Annotated in this window: 26 protein-coding genes and 1 other RNA gene; 13 read left to right on the top strand and 14 right to left on the bottom strand. The window is 37.0% G+C overall.

Annotated features, from left to right (window positions below):
- The first annotated feature begins 1 nt into the window (after position 1).
- The 6 genes from ccoN (at position 2) to AC00Y6_RS06775 (ending at position 6,155) form a co-directional block, all read left to right on the top strand.
- Positions 2-2,287: a cytochrome-c oxidase, cbb3-type subunit I gene (gene ccoN / locus AC00Y6_RS06800; RefSeq protein WP_474489862.1), complete on the top strand. Its 2,286-nt coding sequence runs from the start codon at positions 2-4 to the stop codon at positions 2,285-2,287.
- 11 nt (positions 2,288-2,298) lie between these two features.
- Entirely contained in the window at positions 2,299-2,502 is a 204-nt protein-coding gene (locus tag AC00Y6_RS06795) for a CcoQ/FixQ family Cbb3-type cytochrome c oxidase assembly chaperone (RefSeq protein ID WP_474489861.1), read from the top strand.
- Positions 2,503-2,520: 18 nt separating this feature from the next.
- Positions 2,521-3,399: a cbb3-type cytochrome c oxidase N-terminal domain-containing protein gene (locus AC00Y6_RS06790; protein WP_474489860.1), complete on the top strand. Its 879-nt coding sequence runs from the start codon at positions 2,521-2,523 to the stop codon at positions 3,397-3,399.
- 115 nt (positions 3,400-3,514) lie between these two features.
- Positions 3,515-4,969, top strand: a complete 1,455-nt coding sequence (gene ccoG / locus AC00Y6_RS06785; RefSeq protein ID WP_474489859.1) for a cytochrome c oxidase accessory protein CcoG — start codon at positions 3,515-3,517, stop codon at positions 4,967-4,969.
- 8 nt (positions 4,970-4,977) lie between these two features.
- Positions 4,978-5,427, top strand: a complete 450-nt coding sequence (locus AC00Y6_RS06780) for a FixH family protein (RefSeq protein WP_474489858.1) — start codon at positions 4,978-4,980, stop codon at positions 5,425-5,427.
- On the top strand, positions 5,418-6,155 hold the full coding sequence (locus AC00Y6_RS06775; RefSeq protein WP_474489857.1) for a sulfite exporter TauE/SafE family protein: 738 nt from the start codon (positions 5,418-5,420) through the stop codon (positions 6,153-6,155). Before AC00Y6_RS06780 ends, AC00Y6_RS06775 begins: the two co-directional genes overlap by 10 nt.
- 37 nt (positions 6,156-6,192) lie before the next feature.
- On the opposite strand, the gene AC00Y6_RS06770 is transcribed toward AC00Y6_RS06775, so the two are convergent.
- From AC00Y6_RS06770 to AC00Y6_RS06755, 4 genes are read right to left on the bottom strand one after another with little or no spacing between them, the layout of a single operon-like run.
- The gene (locus AC00Y6_RS06770) at positions 6,193-6,666 is read right to left on the bottom strand and encodes a DUF6702 family protein (protein WP_474489856.1); all 474 of its coding nucleotides are present in this window, start codon (positions 6,664-6,666) and stop codon (positions 6,193-6,195) included.
- Between the two features lie 52 nt (positions 6,667-6,718).
- Positions 6,719-7,429: an LOG family protein gene (locus tag AC00Y6_RS06765; protein ID WP_474489855.1), complete on the bottom strand. Its 711-nt coding sequence runs from the start codon at positions 7,427-7,429 to the stop codon at positions 6,719-6,721.
- Positions 7,426-8,139 carry a nucleotidyltransferase family protein gene (locus AC00Y6_RS06760; protein ID WP_474489854.1) on the bottom strand — a complete coding sequence of 238 codons (714 nt, stop codon included), beginning with the start codon at positions 8,137-8,139 and terminating at the stop codon, positions 7,426-7,428. The genes AC00Y6_RS06765 and AC00Y6_RS06760 overlap by 4 nt, the downstream gene beginning before the upstream one ends.
- Positions 8,136-8,558: a RapZ C-terminal domain-containing protein gene (locus AC00Y6_RS06755; RefSeq protein ID WP_474489853.1), complete on the bottom strand. Its 423-nt coding sequence runs from the start codon at positions 8,556-8,558 to the stop codon at positions 8,136-8,138. Before AC00Y6_RS06755 ends, AC00Y6_RS06760 begins: the two co-directional genes overlap by 4 nt.
- A 148-nt stretch (positions 8,559-8,706) precedes the next feature.
- On the opposite strand from AC00Y6_RS06755, the gene AC00Y6_RS06750 reads away from it, so the two are divergent.
- The 6 genes from AC00Y6_RS06750 (at position 8,707) to AC00Y6_RS06725 (ending at position 13,206) form a co-directional block, all read left to right on the top strand.
- Positions 8,707-9,873, top strand: a complete 1,167-nt coding sequence (locus AC00Y6_RS06750; protein ID WP_474489852.1) for a DUF6694 family lipoprotein — start codon at positions 8,707-8,709, stop codon at positions 9,871-9,873.
- Complete coding sequence (locus tag AC00Y6_RS06745) at positions 9,874-10,410, top strand: adenine phosphoribosyltransferase (RefSeq protein ID WP_474489851.1); 537 nt, start codon at positions 9,874-9,876, stop codon at positions 10,408-10,410.
- An 81-nt stretch (positions 10,411-10,491) separates the two neighbouring features.
- Positions 10,492-11,196, top strand: a complete 705-nt coding sequence (locus tag AC00Y6_RS06740; protein ID WP_474489850.1) for a tetratricopeptide repeat protein — start codon at positions 10,492-10,494, stop codon at positions 11,194-11,196.
- A 4-nt stretch (positions 11,197-11,200) separates the two neighbouring features.
- A complete protein-coding gene (gene ribH / locus AC00Y6_RS06735; RefSeq protein ID WP_474489849.1) occupies positions 11,201-11,686 on the top strand; it encodes a 6,7-dimethyl-8-ribityllumazine synthase in 486 nt (161 codons plus the stop codon).
- Positions 11,687-11,758: 72 nt separating this feature from the next.
- Positions 11,759-12,613 (top strand): KPN_02809 family neutral zinc metallopeptidase, encoded by an 855-nt coding sequence (gene ypfJ / locus AC00Y6_RS06730; protein WP_474489848.1) that lies wholly within the window; start codon positions 11,759-11,761, stop codon positions 12,611-12,613.
- Positions 12,614-12,648: 35 nt separating this feature from the next.
- Positions 12,649-13,206 (top strand): TlpA family protein disulfide reductase, encoded by a 558-nt coding sequence (locus tag AC00Y6_RS06725; RefSeq protein ID WP_474489846.1) that lies wholly within the window; start codon positions 12,649-12,651, stop codon positions 13,204-13,206.
- Positions 13,207-13,276: 70 nt separating this feature from the next.
- Here the strand turns inward: AC00Y6_RS06725 and yajC are convergent, their stop codons facing one another.
- The 5 genes from yajC to AC00Y6_RS06700 form a co-directional block, all read right to left on the bottom strand.
- Positions 13,277-13,606 (bottom strand): preprotein translocase subunit YajC, encoded by a 330-nt coding sequence (gene yajC, locus AC00Y6_RS06720; RefSeq protein ID WP_474489845.1) that lies wholly within the window; start codon positions 13,604-13,606, stop codon positions 13,277-13,279.
- A 5-nt stretch (positions 13,607-13,611) separates the two neighbouring features.
- On the bottom strand, positions 13,612-14,109 hold the full coding sequence (locus AC00Y6_RS06715) for a DUF1573 domain-containing protein (RefSeq protein WP_474489844.1): 498 nt from the start codon (positions 14,107-14,109) through the stop codon (positions 13,612-13,614).
- 45 nt (positions 14,110-14,154) lie between these two features.
- Positions 14,155-15,060, bottom strand: coding sequence for a transcription antitermination protein NusB (locus tag AC00Y6_RS06710; protein ID WP_474489843.1), 906 nt, complete (start codon positions 15,058-15,060; stop codon positions 14,155-14,157).
- 72 nt (positions 15,061-15,132) lie between these two features.
- Positions 15,133-15,813 carry a beta-carotene 15,15'-monooxygenase gene (locus tag AC00Y6_RS06705; RefSeq protein ID WP_474489842.1) on the bottom strand — a complete coding sequence of 227 codons (681 nt, stop codon included), beginning with the start codon at positions 15,811-15,813 and terminating at the stop codon, positions 15,133-15,135.
- Positions 15,806-16,300, bottom strand: a complete 495-nt coding sequence (locus AC00Y6_RS06700) for an RNA polymerase sigma factor (protein ID WP_474489841.1) — start codon at positions 16,298-16,300, stop codon at positions 15,806-15,808. The genes AC00Y6_RS06705 and AC00Y6_RS06700 overlap by 8 nt, the downstream gene beginning before the upstream one ends.
- Before the next feature lie 209 nt (positions 16,301-16,509).
- Between AC00Y6_RS06700 and rnpB the strand changes: the two genes are divergently transcribed.
- An RNA gene (gene rnpB, locus AC00Y6_RS06695) (RNase P RNA component class A) lies at positions 16,510-16,804 on the top strand.
- Between the two features lie 309 nt (positions 16,805-17,113).
- Here the strand turns inward: rnpB and AC00Y6_RS06690 are convergent.
- From AC00Y6_RS06690 to AC00Y6_RS06670, 5 genes are all read right to left on the bottom strand, one after another.
- Complete coding sequence (locus AC00Y6_RS06690) at positions 17,114-17,500, bottom strand: hypothetical protein (RefSeq protein ID WP_474489840.1); 387 nt, start codon at positions 17,498-17,500, stop codon at positions 17,114-17,116.
- Positions 17,501-17,580: 80 nt separating this feature from the next.
- Entirely contained in the window at positions 17,581-18,282 is a 702-nt protein-coding gene (locus tag AC00Y6_RS06685; protein WP_474489839.1) for a hypothetical protein, read from the bottom strand.
- 67 nt (positions 18,283-18,349) lie between these two features.
- The gene (locus tag AC00Y6_RS06680) at positions 18,350-18,823 is read right to left on the bottom strand and encodes a hypothetical protein (RefSeq protein WP_474489838.1); all 474 of its coding nucleotides are present in this window, start codon (positions 18,821-18,823) and stop codon (positions 18,350-18,352) included.
- A gap of 35 nt (positions 18,824-18,858) precedes the next feature.
- Positions 18,859-19,893, bottom strand: a complete 1,035-nt coding sequence (locus tag AC00Y6_RS06675) for a T9SS type A sorting domain-containing protein (RefSeq protein WP_474489836.1) — start codon at positions 19,891-19,893, stop codon at positions 18,859-18,861.
- A 2-nt stretch (positions 19,894-19,895) separates the two neighbouring features.
- A complete protein-coding gene (locus AC00Y6_RS06670) occupies positions 19,896-20,255 on the bottom strand; it encodes a hypothetical protein (protein ID WP_474489835.1) in 360 nt (119 codons plus the stop codon).
- Positions 20,256-20,621 lie beyond the last annotated feature (366 nt).

Genomic DNA, 20,621 nt, shown 5'->3' with positions numbered 1-20,621 from the left:
TATGGAAACACAGAAGTTTAGTTATGACAACGGGATTGTTCGCGCCTTTCTTATTGCGACAATCATTTTTGGCATTGTAGGTTTTTTATTAGGACTTACCGCTGCGTTGTTATTATTTTATCCTGAATTACCAGAATTTTTTCTGGGAACAGATGACCCAACCATTCACACATTGCGAACGGGCGGTCTTCAGGGGCTAATCAATTCGCAGGGTGCATTTGGTTTTGGACGTATTAGAATGCTGCATACAAGTGCGGTAATTTTCGCATTCGTCTGTAACTCTTTCTTTGCTGGAGCTTATTACTCTATGCAAAGACTTCTAAAAACCAGAATGTGGAGTGATACACTGTCGTGGATTCATTTCTGGGGATGGCAGCTGATGATTGTGTCTGTAGTGATTACTTTCTTTATGGGTATTAATACATCTAAAGAATATGCAGAGCACGAATGGCCTATTGATATTTTAATTACCGTATTGTGGGTGATATTTGGTATCAATATGTTTGCGACCATTGCCGTAAGAAGAGTAAGGCATTTGTATGTGGCCATATGGTTCTATATAGGAACGTGGGTGGCTATTGCCATGCTTCACATCTTCAACAACTTGGAAGTTCCTCTATCCTTTGCGGGCTGGAAATCATACTCTGCCTACGCTGGTGTAAAAGATGCTTTGGTACAATGGTGGTACGGTCACAATGCGGTGGCATTTGTACTTACAACTCCTGTATTGGGTATGATGTATTATTTCGTACCAAAAGCTGCAGACAGACCGGTATTTTCTTATAAATTATCTATTGTCCACTTCTGGTCACTTATATTTGTTTATATCTGGGCAGGACCTCACCACTTACAATATACAGCACTACCAGCTTGGGCTCAGGCTGTAGGTACAGGTTTCTCAATTATGCTAATTGCACCATCTTGGGGAGGTATGCTTAACGGTTTGCTGACACTGAGAGGAGCTTGGGATAAAGTAAGGGAAAACCCTGTACTTAAGTTCTTTGTTGTCGCAGTTACTTGTTATGGTATGGCCACTTTTGAAGGGCCACTATTGGCGACAAAAACGGTTAACAAGGTAGGTCACTTTACAGACTGGGTTATTGGTCACGTTCACCTTGGTGCCCTTGGATGGAATGGCTTTATGGCTTTTGGGGTGATATATTACCTTATCCCGGTAATGTGGAGAACCAAATTATGGTCTGTAAAATTAGCTAACTGGCATTTCTGGTTGGGTACTTTAGGGATTATTTTCTATGCCGTTCCTTTATACATTTCTGGTTTCACACAAGGTCTTATGTGGAAACAGTTTAACCCAGACGGAACATTGGTTTATAAAAACTGGTTGGATACTGTAACAGCTATTCTGCCTTACTTTAAATTGAGATTTGTAGGAGGTTTACTATATTTTCTTGGTGCTTGTCTTATGGTTGTCAATGTTATTGCAACAGCCAGAAGCGGATCATTCCAAAAAGAAGTTCCTGCTGAAGTTCCTGCATTGGCAAAAATCAATAAAGGCAGAAAAGAAGGTGAAACATTCCACCTTTGGTTGGAAAGAACACCATTATTCTTATCAATTTTTGCTTTCATTGCACTGGCAATCGGGGGTGCTATGGAGATCTTACCTACCATTTTTGTAAAAGACAACGTGCCTACCATATCGGCGGTTAAGCCTTATTCTCCACTAGAGCTTGAGGGAAGAGATATCTATATCAGAGAAGGTTGTAATGCCTGCCACTCTCAAATGATACGCCCTTTCCGAGACGAGGTGGTAAGATTTAACGGTAAAAACGGACAGTATTCCAAAGCAGGAGAGTTTGTTTATGACAGGCCATTCCTATGGGGTTCCAAAAGAACTGGGCCGGATTTGCAGAGAGAAGGTGGTGTAAGACCAGATTCTTGGCATTTCAAACATATGTATAACCCAAGATCTACATCTGCAGGTTCTATCATGCCTAGATATCCTTGGTTGATTGAAAATACGCTGGACAGAAGCAAGAGCAAAGCTAAGATAGAACTGATGAAAAACACATTCGATGTTCCGTACACACAGGCTCAGGTAGACAGTGTTGACAGCTGGATGAATCATCAGGCAAGTGGTATTGTTAAAAATGTTTTTGCCGAAGCAGACGATGTGAAAAAATCATTTGCAGAAGCTAAAGCGAATAAGACAAAAGCTGGAGAACAGTTTGTTCCATTGGAAAAAAGAGAAATTGTAGCATTGATTTCTTATCTGCAAAGACTAGGGACAGATATCAAAACTACAGAAGTTAAAACTGCCAGTAATTAAATTTTATTAAAATGATTCCTCAAAGTTTTAAAGACATTGTCTCCAACGTAGAAAATGCGGGTTTCTTCCAAACCTTAGCCATGGTGATTTTTATCCTGTTTTTTCTGGTAGTTGTTTATATTGTGATCAACAGACCAAAAAAATACTATAAGGAAGAAGAAAATCTACCCTTGGATGATGACTCAATAGAAGATGATGACAACAAAACTTTGTAACTTAAAAGATAATCAATCATGAAAAGAAGAACCCCTGTTTATATTAATATTCTAATTGTATTAGGATTATTGCTTGTAGTCTTTTACATGTTCTCCCAAACATCCGATTTTTTGACCTCCAAATACTTTTTGGGTACAGCACTTATTAGTATAATCATTGTATTTATCCAAACAGCCATTGGCGATCTGATAGAGAATGAGAAATTCAAAAAATTGACAGATGGAGAAAAAGCAGCTTATATCACAGAGAAAAAAATACCTTATTTTAAATATCTGTGGAATGGTGCTTTCAAAAGTCAATCAGAGAAAGAAGAAAAAGACATCCTTATCGATCATGGATTTGACGGTATTATGGAGCTAGATAATCAGCTTCCAAAATGGTGGTTAGGTCTTTTCTATTTTGGTGTGGCATATTGCATCCTTTACATATCATCTTACTTTTTAACAGATTTTGCTCATCCATACAAAGAGTATGACCAAGAATATAAAGAGCAGATTGCGGCAGTAGATGAGTATATGAAAACTGTAACACAGCCAACATTGGAAACTGCCGTTTTTTCCGAAGATAATGTAGAGGCTGGTAAACAAGTTTTCGAAACCAACTGTGTGTCTTGCCATGGTGAAGGTGGTAAAGGTGGTATAGGACCAAACTTAACCGACAATTTCTGGATCAACCAGCCTGAAAAAACATTATTCAAAAACGTTTTTTACATGGTTGACAATGGTAGTAAAAACAATCCTACCATGCAGGCATGGGGTAAAAATGGTGTAGTATCTGGTTTTGATATGCAAAATGTAGCAGCATATGTATATCACATTAATCAGGAACAGGCGCCAATTACGCCAGCTCAGGGAGGTGCTGCACCACAAGGTACAGAGGCACACTGGGAAAAATAATTTTTAACATACAAGAGAGATTGTCAAAAAATACCGTCCTGCCTTGGGACTGGTATTTGGAAAAAGCTTAATTACAGCTATTTTCCGGGCGATCTCTTTTTTTTATTCATAACTTATGAGTACAACAGAAAAAAAGTATAACGAAGCTGAAAGTTGGGTGGCAGAAGCCGAAACATTTCGGGACTCTGTTGGCACAATGGATAACACCGGAAAAAGAAAATGGGTGTATCCTAGAAAACCAAAAGGAAAATATACCAATTACAGGGTGATCGTAAGCATCTTACTGCTAATAGTTTATTTCACCATACCATTTCTCAAATTTCATGGGAATCCTATATTGCTCATCAATATTATAGACAGACAGTTTTTTATATTTGGGCAGCCTTTTTATCCTCAGGATTTCTTCATTCTCGCTCTTGGCGCAATTACCTCACTTGTTTTTATCATATTATTTACAGTAGCCTTCGGTAGGATTTTTTGTGGCTGGATTTGCCCCCAAACTATATTTCTGGAAATGATTTTCCGTAAAATAGAGTACGCCATAGAAGGTGATAGAAACAAGCAGATCAAACTTGACAACCAGCCATGGACATCAGAAAAAATAGGAAAAAGATCGCTTAAGTGGTTTCTGTTTATTCTAATCTCCTTAATCATTACCCACATCATGTTTATGTATGTTGTGGGATATGAAGAGGTGTTTAAAATAATGCAGGAAGGACCATTTGCCAAACCTACCAATTTCTTGGTGATGATTCTTTTCACGGCAGCATTTTACTTCGTATTTGCATGGTTCCGGGAGCAGGTTTGCACAATGGTTTGTCCATATGGCCGATTGCAAGGGGTTCTAATTGACAAAGAAACCATTAATGTTTTTTATGACTACAAACGAGGCGAAAACCGTTCTAAGTGGAAAAAAGGCGAAGACCGAGCTGAAGCAGGAAAAGGCGATTGCATCGATTGTAAACAGTGTGTTGTTGTATGCCCAACCGGTATAGACATTAGGAACGGACTTCAAATGGAATGCGTTAACTGTACGGCTTGTATAGACGCTTGTGACGAAGTTATGGTAAAAGTGGGATTGCCGACAGGTCTCATTAGATACGCTTCTGAGAAGGAAATTGAAAATCAAGAAAAATTCAAATTTACCGCGAAGATGAAAGCTTACACCGCTGTTCTTGTCTTCTTAATGGGTTTCTTAGGATTTTTATTGTATAACCGTGGCGATATGGAAGCCAAATTCCTAAAACCACCGGGATCGACATTTTTTATCCGAGACAATAAAATTACCAATACATACAATTATACTTTCCTTAATAAATCTAATGAAACAAAAACTGTTGTCATTAAAATTATTGAGCCTGCCAACGGTGAGATTACATCTGGTGGCGGATCTGAAAAAATTGTAATGAAACGTGATGCCATGGTAAAAGGAACCATTAATGTGAGTTTCCCGCAAAGCCAAATGAAGTTGTCCAAACAAAACCTTGTTTTAGGCGTTTATGATATGAATGGTGAATTGCTGGACAAATACACGACTTATTTTGAAGGACCTTTTAAATTTCAATTTTAATTAAAACAATGAAAAAGTTACATTGGGGACACGGGCTTGCCATTGCTCTGGGATGCTTTATCATATTTATTTTATTTCTAATATTTGTATTTCCTATGGGAAAACAAAATGCCGAAATGATAAGTAATAATTACTACGAAGAGGAGTTGGAGTACCAGCAGGTAATTGATGCAAAAAACAATGCCACTAAGTTAAAGCAACAACCAGCATACAAAGCCACTTCGGAGGGCATGATGATTTCATTCCCGAACGAAATTATGCCAGATAATGGCAAAGTCAATTTTGTATTGTTTCGCACCAATGATTCTAACCTGGATGTTAAGAAAGAAATTGCGCTTCAGCACAATGTATTTCTCATCCCGAAAAAAGTAATTTCTGCAGGTTCATATACCTTAAAATTAAAGTGGAAAGAAAATAAAATACCTTACCAGGTAGATTACGACATCTTATGGAAATAGCACTTATCATATCAGCACTAGGACTAGGTTTTGCATCGGGTTTCCATTGTATTGGCATGTGTGGACCTATTGCACTGTCTATGGGACTTACCAAAAATCAAAAGGCTAATTTTTATCTTCAGAATGTCACCTATCAATTAGGCAGAATCCTCACCTACTCTATTCTTGGAGCTATTTTAGGAATCATCGGGCAGAGTTTTGAATTTGCAGGTTTCCAGCAATACCTTACAATAGCAGTTGGTATATTGCTCATTGTAATGGCTGTTTCATCATTCGGAGGGAAAGATTTCGCAGCAAGAATTCCACTGGTTTCCAAAGCATTATTGAAAGTGAAAATGCAACTTGGCAAGATCATGCAACGTCAGGATTACAAGTCTCGGTTTGCTACAGGCCTCCTTAATGGCTTCCTACCTTGTGGCATGGTTTATATGGCCTTAACAGCATCATTAGCTTCTGGCGGTATTTGGCAGAGTGCCCTATTCATGTTCTTATTCGGGATTGGAACTTTTCCTTTTATGTTTGCCGTGGTTTTTCTTGGCAACTTTATAACAGCAACATTCCGTGTGAAAATACTACGGGTTATTCCGGTAATGATGATTTGTCTTGGCGGATTATTCGTCCTCCGTGGTCTAGAACTGGGAATACCTTATGTGTCACCAAGATCTGAAGCCATGCATATCCAGCAACCCGGGAGCAGCAAAGGAATGGATCATTCCCACTGTCACTAAAAACAAAAAATGTAAGCAGAATTTGCTGACATTTTTATTAAAAATTAACTTCCGAAGATTCTTTACCTTTTTGGAAATTAATGGTCTTAAGGCTTCCTTTGTAAGTAATATTCATGATATTTACCTGTTTTGGAAAAGTTCCTAGAAGCAAGCTATTTCTTATCTTCAAACTGCTAATATCAGAAACATTCCCAATCTCGTAATATACCCAAACGGTTTCACCATTTACCTGACTCCCCGTAAAAGTCAGCGTTTTAGGAGCTCCGTTAACCGCTACATCTACATTATTATTAACATATTTTTTTACTTCTGCTTCAAAACCTGCCGTTGCAGGATCTATTTTTACTGCTTGAGAGATATGTGATGTATTAAGTTTGGTCGTAAACTTGAGTGTTTTTGTGCCATCTATGTAATCTACTTTAGTCATAGAAGAAAAGAAATCCAAAGCCTTGAAACTACAAAGACCGATCAATAAAATACCAAAAGACCATATTAAAATTGATTTTTTCATCGCGTAAATTTATTTAAATACTAACTAGAATTTGCTCAAATTATATGCCACATCAAAAGTTGACACTCACCGAATATTTATCATAAAAAGCCTTGATATGCGCTACGGCCTCATCCGCAGTATCCACTACACGGAACAACATTAGATCTTGCTCGGCAATCAAGCCCTCTTTTACGAGTGTATTGGTAAACCAGTTCAGCAAGCCATTCCAATATTCGCTACCTACCAAAACGATAGGGAATCTCCCGATTTTATTGGTCTGAATCAATGTCAATGCTTCTGAAAGTTCATCAAGCGTTCCCCATCCACCTGGCATAACGATAAACCCCTGAGAATACTTCACAAACATCACTTTCCTCACAAAGAAATAATCGAAATTCATGCTATAGCCTTTATCGATGTAAGGATTGAAGTGCTGCTCAAATGGCAAATCTATATTAAGACCTATGGATTTTCCGTTGCCGTTGGCACCACGGTTGGCCGCCTCCATAATTCCTGGGCCGCCGCCTGTGATGACGCCAAAACCAATCTCTGTGATTTTCTTCGCAATATCAGACGCCATATTATAATAATAACTATCCGGTTTAAGCCTTGCAGATCCAAAGATGGAAACACAAGGACCAATCTTGGCCATCTTTTCGTATCCATCCACAAACTCAGACATGATTTTGAAAACCATCCAGCTGTCTTTGGTCACAGTCTCATCCCAGGTTTTTTGCCTCAGGCTTTCGTGTAGCTTTTTCTCGTTATCTTCCTGTGTCATTTAAAAAATTTTTCTGCCTCCTCAATAGATTCAGGTTTCCCCACATCTATCAGGTTGGCGGTGTGCTGGTATCCAATGATGTAGTCATCTTTCATCAGATCCATATATTCATCCATTATAGAGAATTTGCCGGTTCGGGTTATTTTCCCAAAAATATCAGAATTAATACAATGAATCCCACTGAATGCCAATTCCCTCAACTTGAAAATACCCCCAACAACTTTCTTTTGGTTATTAATCAGGTTTTTCCATCCTTTAAGAAGCATCTGATCATTAAATAATAACTTTCTTGAACTGTTCCTGTCCGATACGGCCAATGTAATCATCCTTCCTTTATTAAGGTGATGTTTGACAAAATTAGTAATATTAAGATCAGTCAAGATGTCCACATTCATAATAAGGAAATCTGTTTCGTTCTCCAAAAACCTTTTTGCAAAAAGCAGTCCACCACCGGTTTCCAACAACTCATCAGATTCGTTAGAAATCTCTATGTTAGCACCAAAATTATCATTCTCAGCCAGAAAAGCCAAAATCTGACCACCAAAATGATGAATATTAATTACAAAATCATTGATACCGTAACTTTGCAGGTACTTGATATTCCTTTCCAGAAGAGCCACGCCATTTACCTGCGCCAAAGCTTTCGGATGCGATTCAGTAAAAGGTTTCAGTCTTGTTCCTAGGCCTGCCGCAAAAATCAGTGCCTTCATACAGTTACCGGATTTAGGTGCAGCTGCTCATCATGATGCAGACTTACATCAGCCTCGGGGAAATTAGCCTTAATGAAATCTGCCGTTTTAATAGCCGCATAAACAGAACGGTGTTGCCCACCGGTGCATCCAAAATTGATTTGTAGGTTTTCAAACCCTCTACCCAGATAATTCTTGATATTGATGGAAACAATACCTTGCACCAACTTTAGAAACTCCGGCATCTCGGTTTTTGTCTCCAAAAATTCCTGAACACCAGGATCGTTGCCGGTTTGTGATTTATATTCTTCTACTCTCCCGGGATTCAGGATGCCACGGCAATCAAAAACAAATCCGCCGCCATTCCCCGACTCGTCTTTGGGAATTCCGCCTTTTTTGTAAGAAAAACTATGGACATCTATAACCAATTTTTTCTGCATTAAGTCTAATTTTTTGTAAAGTTACTTTTTTTAATTTTCTTTGAAAAATCAGCAAATTATAAATTTTAAATTTAATTTTGCACTTTGATCAATTTTAGAATAGAAAATCAAGAAGATTTGCTATTTTTAGAAATAAATCCCATTGAAAATGAAATACATAAAATACATCGTCTTCACAATGCTGCTGGTATTGATGACCGGCTGTAAAAAAACAAGTGTCGACGGCAGCAACCGAAAAAGCTTTCAGGAGAGTATCAACGATATGGCGTCTAGCCTTCCTACCCTGAAACAGGTTAAATTTAATGAAGCATTATACATCCTTAAAACCTTTGGCGTAGAAGCAGACGGTGACATTGCTGAGATTGCCGCCCTGGGAAAACTGTTGGACGGTAAAAACACGGCTGAGATTTTTGCGATGGCTGATCAGGTCGCCCAGAAAAATGGGATTGCATGGAGCAGTACCTCTCCACCAAGTCTTGGCGAGATGAATATCTTCGGAAATGAAATTGCTTCGGAGAAAGACCCGAACGATATCGATGCGGCTGCGCTTAATATTATTGTAAGGAACATTGCAGGCGACAGCCTTACAGGATCAAAAGGTCTAGTAGTCGTGCCACAATTGGTAGATAACAATGGTAACCGTGTTGATTTTGAAGGTGCCGCTCTGGAAACCGTTATGGAAATATCGAGCGGCGGCAATAAAATATCAACCTCCAAAAATCTAATGCAGGATCCAGCTTTCCGAGGTTTTACAATTAAATATGCATCATTGCCAAAAGATAAAATTTTCGAAAATAAAATTGACATCAAACTAAGTGTAAAAACAACTAAAAAAGTGTTGCAAATGATCAAAACAGGCATTCCTGTCAACGGAGATGCACTGTACACACCTCCTGCACCTGTTGTAAACGATTCTGTAAACGTTAACCAAACGCCGGAAGCGGCACCAGGATTGGAAAACCCACCAGCTCCAGCTGCAAAACCTTCTGGAGATCCAAAAGCTGCAGTCAGCAAATTCCTAAACAACATTTCTTCGCAAAATCTACGAGCCGCATTCGAAGCTTCGGAAAATCCAAATTGGGGATCTTATGATAAATTCTCCAACCCCAACTCTGGATTTGGCTCTGTTAAAAATATCAATGTAAAAAACATAACCGTACCTTACCACAAAGATAATTCGGCTAATGTGAATGTGACTTATGATGTAACAGACAAAAGCGGAAAAACCACATCCCTGAATGTCACCTATGGACTGAAAGGCGTTAATAACAATTGGAAAATAACAACCTATAAAATCAACAACTCCCAAAAATAAATGGCATCTGCAGAATTAATCAAGAAACTCGAAGAAACTATCGAAAATGTGCCGGATTTTCCCATTCCCGGTATACAGTTTAAAGACATCTGCCCAATTTTTCTTCAACCAAAATTATATGAAGAAGTTATAGCAGACCTTGCGGACTTTAGCCGAGGAAAAATTGATGTGGTTTGCGGCATAGAAAGCCGTGGTTATCTTTTTGGGATTGCCATAGCCGTGGCTCTGGATGTGCCTTTTGTACTTATCCGCAAAGCCGGAAAACTGCCGCCACCTTTCATTGGTGAAAAATATGATCTAGAGTACGGAACCGCAGAAATTGAAATGAAAACAGGACATCTTAAAACCGGGCAACGCGTCCTCATCCATGATGACTTGCTGGCCACAGGAGGAACGACAGAAGCGGCTGCCAAACTAGTATCAAAACAAGGCGCAATACCTGCACAGTTCAGCTTTTTGATTGATCTGGAAGCTCTGAAAGGCAAAGAAAGGCTTAAGAAATATAATGCGGAAGTTTACTCAATCCTTCAATATTAATAATAATTTAACTAACAGAAAAAGAAGTTTTTGCAAATCAAAAGTAAAGCATTAAATTTGCACTTCATTTATAACTAAATTATGGCAGATCTGCATAACAAAAAACAAGAACGCGAAGGTAAAGAAACAGTAGAATTCTTTAAAGATCTTGATAAAGAAGCACTTAACATAGAATCATTCTTAGAAAAAAATTCTAAAGCCCTTACGATCGGTTTTGGGGTTTTGATTGTAGCCGTTTTGGGTTGGTTTGGTTACCAACAGTTTATTTTGGAACCAAAGAATGAAGAAGCTACCAAAAGTTACCTTGCAGCACAAAAGAATCTTGCCGATGGTAAAGAAGATCTGGCCTTAGGCGGAAAATCTGTTGCGAACCCAGGCTTTGTTGGTACATATAACGACTTCTCTAGCACAAAAGCAGGGAAATTGTCTGCTTACAATGCCGGTCTAATCGAATTCAAAAAAGGAAACTACCAGAAAGCGTACGATTTGTTGGATAACTTCAGCTCTGGCAACAAAATTCTCGTTGCTTTGAAATATGGCGCAATGGCAGATTGTATGTCCAATCTTAACAAAGCTGATGACGCTTTAACATTGGCTGACAAAGCATCTTCTGCTTCGGATGATCCCTACACGTCTTATTACTTTACAAAAAAAGCAGGCATGCTGGCTTTGGCACTTAAGAAAAACGCTGATGCCAAAAAATATTTTTCTACAATAGACGAAAAATATCAGGATTATGACAACGGCCAGTCCGACGCTTTTATAGAAATGACAAAATATTATTAAATAAATGGCAACTACCAATCTTTCAGATTATAAGCCACTTAACATACCCAATGCCGATGAATATTCTATCGGCATTGTTGTTTCTGAGTGGAATGATTTTGTAACATTTAACCTTCGAGATGGAGCTGTTGAAACTCTTTTGAAGGAAGGCATCAGAGAAGAAAACATTGGAATCTTCTATGTTCCCGGCGCATTTGAATTGAGCTTCGCTAGTATGAAGCTTTGTAAAACCAATAAATTTGCTGCTGTGATTGCTATTGGAAACGTTATCCGTGGGGAAACCCCTCATTTTGATTACGTTTGCTCTGGCGTTACACAGGGTATTAAGGATTGTAATATCCTTACCAATACACCAACAATCTTTTGTGTGCTAACCGATGATACCAAAGAACAGTCGATGGCAAGAAGTGGTGGAAACCTAGGTAATAAAGGAGTAGAGGCAGCTGTAACCGCTTTGAAAATGATTGATTTTAATAAAAAAATCCATTAAGGAACTGCTCAGCTAGCTTATACAACTGCAATCCAAAAGAATTTGCTAATTTTAAAACACAAATTTTAAGTTATGAAATGGACAAACGACAGAAGTGATAACGTAGATGACAGACGCGGAAGCGGCGGCGGCGGCGGAGCTCTTGTGGGCGGAGGATTGGGAACAATAATTATAGCAGCCATAGTCTTTTTCCTTGGCGGTGACCCATCGGCAATTCTTAATAACAGTGGCTCTAGCCAAACGCAAACTGAGCAGCGCGCACTCACGCCACAAGAAGTGAATGTTCGCGAATTTGTACGAATGCTGACCGCTGAAAATGAGGAAACCTGGAACAAAGTTTTTAACCAAAACGGTATCAGGTTTACGCCAGCCAAAGTGGTGATGTTTGAAAATGCAACCCGCTCGGGATGTGGCACCGCGCAGTCAGAAATGGGGCCTTTCTATTGCCCACAAGACCAAACCATTTATATGGACATGAGCTTCTTTAATGAACTTCAACAAAAGTTTGGGGCAAAAGTAGGTCAGTTTACTGTAGCCTATGTTTTGGCTCACGAGTATGGCCATCATATCCAAAATCTTTTGGGAACATTAGCAAAAACCAACAACCTGAGACAAAGCGGCCGCTATCCTGAGACGGAATTGAATAAAGTCTCTGTGGCTACAGAATTGCAGGCCGATTTCTATGCTGGTGTTTGGGCTAAACAGACAGAAAACCGAGAGAAATTTTTGGAACCGGGCGATATTCAGGAAGCTATGAGCGCAGCGGCGGCGGTGGGTGATGACAATATACAGGAAAGAGCGCAAGGCTATGTTAATCAGGAAAGCTTTACACACGGATCCTCTGCGCAAAGAGAAGAATGGTTTATGAAAGGTTATAACACAGGCGACATCAGACAGGGAGATACGTTTAACGCTCTTCTCAAATAGCTATAACACAGTCCAAATCTATCGAAATATCAATCATGAATTTTTTCAGAAAAAATATCATTTACATTATCTTGATTCTTGTTTTATCTGCATTTGTGCTTATTAAACCTTTGCGTGATTTTGTGACAGAGCAGATTGCGATGAGCCCAACAGTTGAAAAAATCAATAATGATACGATGCTCAGCGAGACAGTTTTGGATGTAGATCTGAAAGGTATTAACACCAGCAGCACCAATCTTAAGAACCTGCGAGGCAAAGTATTATTTCTTAATTTTTGGGGGACATGGTGCCCACCTTGCAGGACCGAATGGCCTACCATCCAAAAACTGTATGATCTGCGAAAAGACAAACTCGAATTTGCTTTGATAGCTATGCAGGATCAGGAAGATGCTGTAAGGAAATTTTTGAAAGAAAACAATTATACGGTTCCTGTTTATATCGCAGAAAGCCCGTTAGATCCTAAAATCCTCCCTTCTGCATTTCCTACTACTTATCTTGTTGCAAAAGATGGCAGGATCCTAAAGAAAGAGGACAGTTCTATGGACTGGAGCAAAGAGTCGATTTTGGAGTTTATTGATAACGTCACCAAATAAACGATTATAAAACAAAAACGGGCGAAAATATTAAATTTTCACCCGCTTTTTTTATTCCTAAAAGAAACTTCTATTTCTTTTTTTCTACCCCGAAAGTTTCAGGAAATCTTGCCATTGTAAAATCTCTTGAAATAGCAGCTTTCTCAAATTTAAGCTTGCCACTTAAAGTTTCCAAAACTACGCCATCTTCGTTAATTGAAAAAATGGTTCCGTGCATCCCCGAAGTGGTTACCACCTTGGCACCAGGTTTTAAAGCTTCTTGAAAAGACTTTTCTTGTTTTTGTTTTCTCATTTGCGGACGGATCATCAGAAAATAAAATCCAACGAACATAAGTCCGATCATGATAATAGTTGGTGTCATAGACTGCGCCGGGGCAGCCTGCAAAAATATGGTCAGCATAATAATTATGGTAATATGTTAGCGGAGAATGTTAATCTTACAGGAGCTTTTTCTACATTCACATAGACGTCTGCAGCTTTGTTGACTGCGCCATCAAAGTTTGTAGAATCAAAATGTAGGGTGATTTTTCCTTTTTTTCCTGGTAATATCGGCTCTTTTGTATAGTCTGGAACTGTACAACCACAGCCTGGTTTAACGTTGGAAATAATTAATGGATTTTTTCCGGTATTAGTGACTTCGAAAACATGTTCTACTTTTTCACCTTTTTTGATTTCGCCAAAGTTGTGATCGGTCTCACTGAACGCTACCGTTGTCAAAGGCTTTTCCTTAGCTTCTTTCAGCATTTCATCTTGTGGTTGCTCCTCTTGCGACAAAGCATTGGTGATATGAGCTGCCTTTGTGGAGTCTATATGCTCAGCCGCAGGTGCGCTTGCTTCCTTTTTTTGACAGGAAAAAGCAATGGTGCATAATGCAACGAGGCTTAATAATTTGATAGATTTCATACTTAATCTAATTTAATATGATTTGATTGATTTTGTCGTATTCCCTTAGATCCTATTCAGATCCTTGGTATATTTATCAAGAATACCATTAATAAAAATATTGGATTTTTCTGTTCCGTAGATTTTAGAAATATCAAGATATTCATTAATAATAATTCTGGATGCTGTTGCCGGGAACTGATCCATCTCTGTGATAGCGGCAATCAAGATAATGCGGTCTATGAGGGCAATTCTTTCAAGATCCCAGTTGAGAAGTCTTTCCCCCAATTTTTTTTCGGTCTCTTCCCAGTTATTGAGAGATGACCTTAGCAATTTTGTGGCAAACGCCTCATCTTCATCATCCTTCAACATACGGATGAGTGTGTGAGACGCTTCTCCTTCTTTCATAAAACCAATGGTTTTCTGAATCATGCTGTTGGCAATATGGAAGTCATCGGCCCAAGACATTTCCTTTTCCTCAAAACGGTCGTGTAAATCTGTATTTTCTGCCACATAGCGCAAAAACAGTTTACCAATAAACTTTTGGTCATCCTCAAAAGATATTGTTTCATCTGCCATGTATTCCTGATAGCGTTTCCCAGCTTTTATCCTTTGGAAAGTCTTTACAAGAAGTTCATCATTGGGATCCCAGATAAGATCTTTATGTTTTGAAGAGAAACTCTTACGTTCCTCATTATCTTCTAACTGAATCAACACCTGGTTACATACAAACTTTTGATTGGGATTTTCATCCGCATTGGTTTTCAAAAATTTATTTTTTCCAATTTCAATTTGATCCTCAGCAAATCGTTTCAGCCCTACAAGAAAATTGATTTCGTAGATGTAAAGATGATAGATTTTGCTGATGTCGAGAAACATTTTTTTCTCCAGTACATCATACTTAATTGGATTTTGATAATAAGAATACAGTGTTTCTACAATCTTTTCGCGGATTTGTCTTCTTCCCAGCATTTCAAAGAACTTTTATGGCTGCAAAGATACGTAAAATTGTGGAAAATTGATGAACTGTGCCCATATCGGTTCTTAGTTTTTCTGAGAATCAATCGCTTCCAGCTGTTTCAGGTTTTTAGAAAGGCGCTTCAAGATAATACCATAAGCAATTTTATAATATACAAGAATCAGAATAATACAAATCAAAAGACTGAGAATAACGCCTGTTATAAGTCCCCAAAATGTAGGATTATCTAAATGTATTTTTTGCATCCGGATGGTATAAATAATAAGAGTGGTAGAGCATCCAATGAATAATAGAAGCAGGACAATGTTGGAAATAATGAAAAGATTAACCGTTTTTTTGAAGGCGATAATGTGAATGATAAACTTTTTCAAATTAGCTTCTACATTAATTCTTTTATAATTAATGTAAAAAACAACTACAAAAAAACCAGTTATTACAAGGCTGGCAACCTTCATCCAATTATAAAGCCTATCCAGGGAAAACTCAACCTCAGATTGGTTTTTGATCTGTAGTTTATTAAGAATACTCGTAAAATCTGTATGAAAATTGGAAGAAAACAACGTCACAAAATTGATAACGCCAAACACAAAAAATTCTGCAATGCTGATCCACAAAATATACTTAACGTAATTTCGCGACCCGCTATTCAGCATCTGCTCAATATCCTTCTGATTATAATCATAAGAAATCACCTGATCTTGCCAGGATTTTTTAAAAGAATCTATATCAAAATCTTGGTTAGGCATGCTTTATCATTAATTCTTTAAGTGTTTTCTTCAATCGGTTCATTTTCACACGGGCGTTCACTTCAGTTATACCAAGCGTTTCCGCAATTTCTTTGTAAGGCTCATCATCCAGATACATCATCACAATCGCCCTTTCTACATCCGGCAACATCTTGATTACTTTATACAAAAGGGCAATTTCCTGCTCCTTCTCACCATTATCCTCAACAAAATCCTTACCATGAAAGTCCTGAAGCTCATCAGTCAAAGGTTGCTTGGTTTTCTTACGGAACAGCGTAATAGCCGTATTCAGGGCCACGCGGTACATCCAGGTCGAGATCTTAGAATTCCCTTGGAATGAGTCGTAAGATTTCCAAAGTTGTAACACAATCTCCTGAAAAAGATCCTCACGATCTTCCAGAGAATGGGTATAAAGGCGCGAGACTTTTATAATAAGCCCTTGGTTATCCTTTATCAGTTTAGAAAACTCTGTCTGTTTACTGTCCATTCCGCAAACGAAGATAAGAAATAATCACACAAAGATGCTAATTTGGGCATCATTTCCGACTGTCACTACTCGCTATCCCAAAAACCACAGCATAATTCTCCCCTATTTTGGAATGAGCTCAGACATGCCGTTCCATCCGGGATGCGCTGCGCACAAAAGAACTTGTGGATAACAATAGAAAATTCCTACAATATCACTAGATTTGCAAAAGAGAAGTGCGGCCTGTTGATCCGCCTTGTGGCGGGTAGGAAAGTCCGGACACCAGAGGGCAGCATAGCGGATAACATCCGTCATTTGTGAAAATAGGACAAGTGCAACAGAAAGCAAGTACAGTACGGCTGTAGTGAAACCCGGTAAACTCTATGCGGTGCAATGCTAAGTATATCATCAGTCAAGGGTTGCCCGTCCGTTGATGAGGGGTAAGCAGCTCAAGATTTGCAGCAATGCAAATCGCAGATAAATAACAGGCTATAACAGAATCCGGCTTATAGCACTTCTCTTTTTCTTTTTAACCGGCTTTTCCAGGTGTAGAACTTATTTAGTTATTCCGAGCTCTACTAACACACTTACTTATTCTCAACAGCCCACAAAAACGCCTCAATCACAATAATGTTTGAGGTTAATCAATGAATGGATGGATGGATAGTCAGGTTTAGATACAAACAGTTTTGTTTCAATGCTCTCTTCAACCAATTTAAAAATCACTATTTCTTTATGGTTAAAACAGTTAATAAAATCGGAAGTATTTAAGCCTAATCTCCATTTTCCTTTTCCTGTAGATTGAATGGTTAAGGCTATTTCTAATTTCAAAAATCATTGGTTATTTGGGTCTGCATTTACTTGTACATCTATTACTTCTCCACATTCATTAATGGTTACATATCCTCCGAAAGTTAATCCGTATTCTGTATCATAAGCTTGTACAACATAATTTCCGTTACCATTAAACTCTACAAATTGTGGTATTTTACCAGTATCTCGAAGACGGTTGATTACTATATTTTTATAATTTCCTTTCTCATCTCTACCACTGCAATTGTTTTGTTTTTGTGAAGGTGTTTCAAATTTTTCTGCACTATTTTCATTGGTCTTAGTTATTGCGACAGAAGAATCTTCGATTGGTAAATTTTGGATAGAATTTTCATTCTTTTTGGAACTGATAATTATAATACAAGAGAAAATAAGTAATAGTTCTTTCATAAATATTTAATTTTTCCACAAATCTATTAATCAGTTTTCCACAAAAAAAGTCCAAATTTATCCAATAATAAAACGGCAAATCAATAAAAGTAACGTGAAAAATCGGAATCCAAATCGTTAAGAATATCGTAGATTTTGGAATAATTGGTGATATCAATTAGAGATTTAAGCTCAGAAAAAAGGAGTTTCTTTTTTATCATTCCATTTTCGGTAACTATACAATTTACAAAATACATTATTTTGATATAATTATTGTAGAGTAAACCTGTGATGTCTTCAAAATCGGAATCCGATAATTTAAAATCATCTGTTTTAGAATCTCCGTTGGCAATCCAAGCTAATGTAAAAGTGGTTTTTACAAAAACTGTATTAATGCCAAAATAATGCATTGCCTTTTCGCTTTCTCCCCGATTTGGATAGTTTTTAATAAAGGATTTTGCAGTTTTCAAAAGTTCGTAGGCAAGAGAATATTCTTGCAACCAAAGAAGTGTATTGCAAATAAAAATCAATAACTCCTGTTTGTGGATTTCGGACAATCCGGAATTGTCTAAACCGTCAAGATAATTGTGCAGTATTTTATGAAATTCTATTTCGTCCTGTTTTTCCTTTGCCAGAATCATCAAAATCGTGTGATAGCGCATTTCGTGATATGGCATATAGCTAAACGTACTTCTGTATTGTTTGTAAAAAAGATGAAGACTTGCAATCGTGGGAAGATATTCACAATTTCCCCGTGAAAGATAATTTCCAAAAAATAAGAAATTACATTGAGATAATTTCACTATAACATTTTCTGATTTTATCATTCGCTCTTTCAAAATCTTACGAAACCAATCTTGCCCGAAAAAATTATAATTCGGTAACCAAGCCAAGAAATAGTTGGAACACCAATGATATTTGTGATAGCATTGGTAGAAAAAAATCAGATTTTTTTTTCTTGTGGATAACTACTGCATAATCATTCAAAGTATCTACAATAATTGTATTTTGGTGATAATCTATATTATAATGTTCTCCATTTCGGAAAAACACAGACATATCTTTAATGAAACTTTTATCTTTTTCCGATAACTCATTTTGTATTTCATAATTTGCCATAAAATCCGAAAAATCCCGAAAGCCTACATATTTGCACAATATAGACAGCGAAGTAGTACCTATATGTTTATGTGTATCTATTTTTCCGAAAAAACGTCTTAAAGTTTGTAAACTTAAAGACGTTTTCTCAGCTAGTTCTTCAAAACTTTTTATAGAATCTAAAGGTTTTACGAACTTTTCCCGTATCAGTTTTTGGAGTTCTTTTTGGTTTTCTTCTGAGGTCATAGTAGAATGAAAGCCCAAAAGTAAATAAAAATTAGTTATTCTTTAATCAATTTATGTTTTTCATTACCTTTTTGAATAAAATAAACTCCATTTGAAAATGCAGATATATCTATTATATTATCTCCTGTTTTTACAGTTTCTTTTCTTAAGAATTGCCCCGAAGAATTATAAATAAAAACATCTTCTTTCGTTTTTGAATTGATATGGAAAATACCTTTTGTAGGATTAGGGAAGACATCAACAACCGAAGAATAATTTGCTATTTCAGTAGAAGATAATGAAGTAGAGACCGCCTCTACAATATAATTGTCAACAGCAAAAGTAGTCGCTACATTTGTAGATTCCATAGGAGGAGTTGAAAATATAACATGCTGATTAGGAGTATACCAATTTTTAACATAGTAACCTTTTACGACTAAAGTTGATGATATACCATTAATACTATAAGTAATATCTCCTGTTACTTTATTATAGGTATAGCCTACTGAAACCCAAGTATTGGCAGGAATTGTCGGAGATGGTACATTAATGTATCGAAAAACTGTACCTCCATTACCATATTCATTCTCCTTAGTAAGTAATGCTCCTACTTGAAACTTTTGAGTAGAAGTATTATAACTAATACCTACTAGCCTGCCTAAGCTTACGTAGCCATTACTTTCTTGTACTTCAGAGCCCAAATTAACATTTTCTCCTTTACAATCTCCTGTGAAAATTTCCAACGTGACTTTTAATATATTGTTTCCCGCTATTCTAGCATCCCATTTAGAACGAAATTCAGATTTCCAAACAAACCGCCTATTATCATCATTTTTAAACTGGGTTTCGCCACTAGTTATTTTTAAAGATTTATCGTGCATATTATCAATTGACACTATTTGAAAATCTAAAGGAATAGTCCCTGAATAATAAGACGTAAACATCCCTCCTACTCCGGGAAATGTATGTCCATTAAAAACAAAAGAACCAACATTACCTATATTGTAAGAATTATAGTTATCCTTTTCCAAAACTTGTGCTTTACCAAAAATAGAAAATAACAAACCGATAAAAATGTATTTGTTTTTCATAATTAATAATTTTTAGATGAATTTGCAATTTTTTTTACAAATTTTAATTTTATATAATCAGTATGATTTTCAAGAATTTCAAATTCTAATTTAGTTGGATTACCCTTTTCATAATCACAAAATAAATTTTCTTTGATCCAGATATCTAAATCTTTGTTATACAAATCAAAACCCTTCGTGTTTGGGCTTCCGCAAGTTGTTTCCAATTCAATTGCAATGTTATCTAAAATTATGAAAACTTTAAACCCTCTGATTTTAAAAATTTCATCTGAATCTTTTTTGCTAATTCCCAAACGGTAATTTCCTATACATTTTTCAATAACTTTTCCATAAGGCTGAACCTTTAAAATTATTTTAACCAAAATAATTATTTTTATTATTAACAAAGATATAATCGGACTTTTATCAAAAAAAGTCCAAATTTGTCCAAAGAAAAACTCTCATAAATAATACCTAACAGAAATCCATTGGTTCACAGAATCTAGTATTAAACTAATTACACAATGTTCAAAAACGGTATAATACTAAAAATAACAAACCCAGACCGTGGATACAAATTTCAAAGAATGTGAGTTGTACATAAACCCTCAGAAAGATGATCTGAGAGGTTAATCAATAAATTGATGATAGGATAGGATAGTTTAAGTTGGCTAAGTCATATAGGTATAAAGCCAAAAAAACCTCAATCAAATAAATGATTGAGGTTTTGAAAAAACTGGCGGCGACCT

The organism is Epilithonimonas sp. (genome assembly GCF_056329745.1).
This window is presented reverse-complemented; position numbering and strand designations above follow the sequence as displayed.

Excerpts from the sequence above, each read along its gene's own strand:
- AC00Y6_RS06780 (WP_474489858.1), top strand. The coding sequence starts at position 4,978 with ATGAAAAAGTTACATTGGGGACACGGGCTTGCCATTGCTCTGGGATGC.
- ribH (WP_474489849.1), top strand. The coding sequence starts at position 11,201 with ATGGCAACTACCAATCTTTCAGATTATAAGCCACTTAACATACCCAAT.
- AC00Y6_RS06680 (WP_474489838.1), bottom strand. The coding sequence starts at position 18,823 with ATGACCTCAGAAGAAAACCAAAAAGAACTCCAAAAACTGATACGGGAA.
- AC00Y6_RS06690 (WP_474489840.1), bottom strand. The coding sequence starts at position 17,500 with ATGAAAGAACTATTACTTATTTTCTCTTGTATTATAATTATCAGTTCC.
- AC00Y6_RS06700 (WP_474489841.1), bottom strand. The coding sequence starts at position 16,300 with ATGGACAGTAAACAGACAGAGTTTTCTAAACTGATAAAGGATAACCAA.
- AC00Y6_RS06760 (WP_474489854.1), bottom strand. The coding sequence starts at position 8,139 with ATGAAGGCACTGATTTTTGCGGCAGGCCTAGGAACAAGACTGAAACCT.
- ccoN (WP_474489862.1), top strand. The coding sequence starts at position 2 with ATGGAAACACAGAAGTTTAGTTATGACAACGGGATTGTTCGCGCCTTT.
- AC00Y6_RS06795 (WP_474489861.1), top strand. The coding sequence starts at position 2,299 with ATGATTCCTCAAAGTTTTAAAGACATTGTCTCCAACGTAGAAAATGCG.
- AC00Y6_RS06755 (WP_474489853.1), bottom strand. The coding sequence starts at position 8,558 with ATGCAGAAAAAATTGGTTATAGATGTCCATAGTTTTTCTTACAAAAAA.
- AC00Y6_RS06725 (WP_474489846.1), top strand. The coding sequence starts at position 12,649 with ATGAATTTTTTCAGAAAAAATATCATTTACATTATCTTGATTCTTGTT.
- AC00Y6_RS06750 (WP_474489852.1), top strand. The coding sequence starts at position 8,707 with ATGAAATACATAAAATACATCGTCTTCACAATGCTGCTGGTATTGATG.
- AC00Y6_RS06675 (WP_474489836.1), bottom strand. The coding sequence starts at position 19,893 with ATGAAAAACAAATACATTTTTATCGGTTTGTTATTTTCTATTTTTGGT.
- AC00Y6_RS06775 (WP_474489857.1), top strand. The coding sequence starts at position 5,418 with ATGGAAATAGCACTTATCATATCAGCACTAGGACTAGGTTTTGCATCG.
- yajC (WP_474489845.1), bottom strand. The coding sequence starts at position 13,606 with ATGCTGACCATATTTTTGCAGGCTGCCCCGGCGCAGTCTATGACACCA.
- AC00Y6_RS06790 (WP_474489860.1), top strand. The coding sequence starts at position 2,521 with ATGAAAAGAAGAACCCCTGTTTATATTAATATTCTAATTGTATTAGGA.
- ccoG (WP_474489859.1), top strand. The coding sequence starts at position 3,515 with ATGAGTACAACAGAAAAAAAGTATAACGAAGCTGAAAGTTGGGTGGCA.
- AC00Y6_RS06710 (WP_474489843.1), bottom strand. The coding sequence starts at position 15,060 with ATGCTGGGAAGAAGACAAATCCGCGAAAAGATTGTAGAAACACTGTAT.
- AC00Y6_RS06745 (WP_474489851.1), top strand. The coding sequence starts at position 9,874 with ATGGCATCTGCAGAATTAATCAAGAAACTCGAAGAAACTATCGAAAAT.
- AC00Y6_RS06765 (WP_474489855.1), bottom strand. The coding sequence starts at position 7,429 with ATGACACAGGAAGATAACGAGAAAAAGCTACACGAAAGCCTGAGGCAA.
- AC00Y6_RS06770 (WP_474489856.1), bottom strand. The coding sequence starts at position 6,666 with ATGAAAAAATCAATTTTAATATGGTCTTTTGGTATTTTATTGATCGGT.
- AC00Y6_RS06715 (WP_474489844.1), bottom strand. The coding sequence starts at position 14,109 with ATGAAATCTATCAAATTATTAAGCCTCGTTGCATTATGCACCATTGCT.
- AC00Y6_RS06740 (WP_474489850.1), top strand. The coding sequence starts at position 10,492 with ATGGCAGATCTGCATAACAAAAAACAAGAACGCGAAGGTAAAGAAACA.
- AC00Y6_RS06705 (WP_474489842.1), bottom strand. The coding sequence starts at position 15,813 with ATGCCTAACCAAGATTTTGATATAGATTCTTTTAAAAAATCCTGGCAA.
- ypfJ (WP_474489848.1), top strand. The coding sequence starts at position 11,759 with ATGAAATGGACAAACGACAGAAGTGATAACGTAGATGACAGACGCGGA.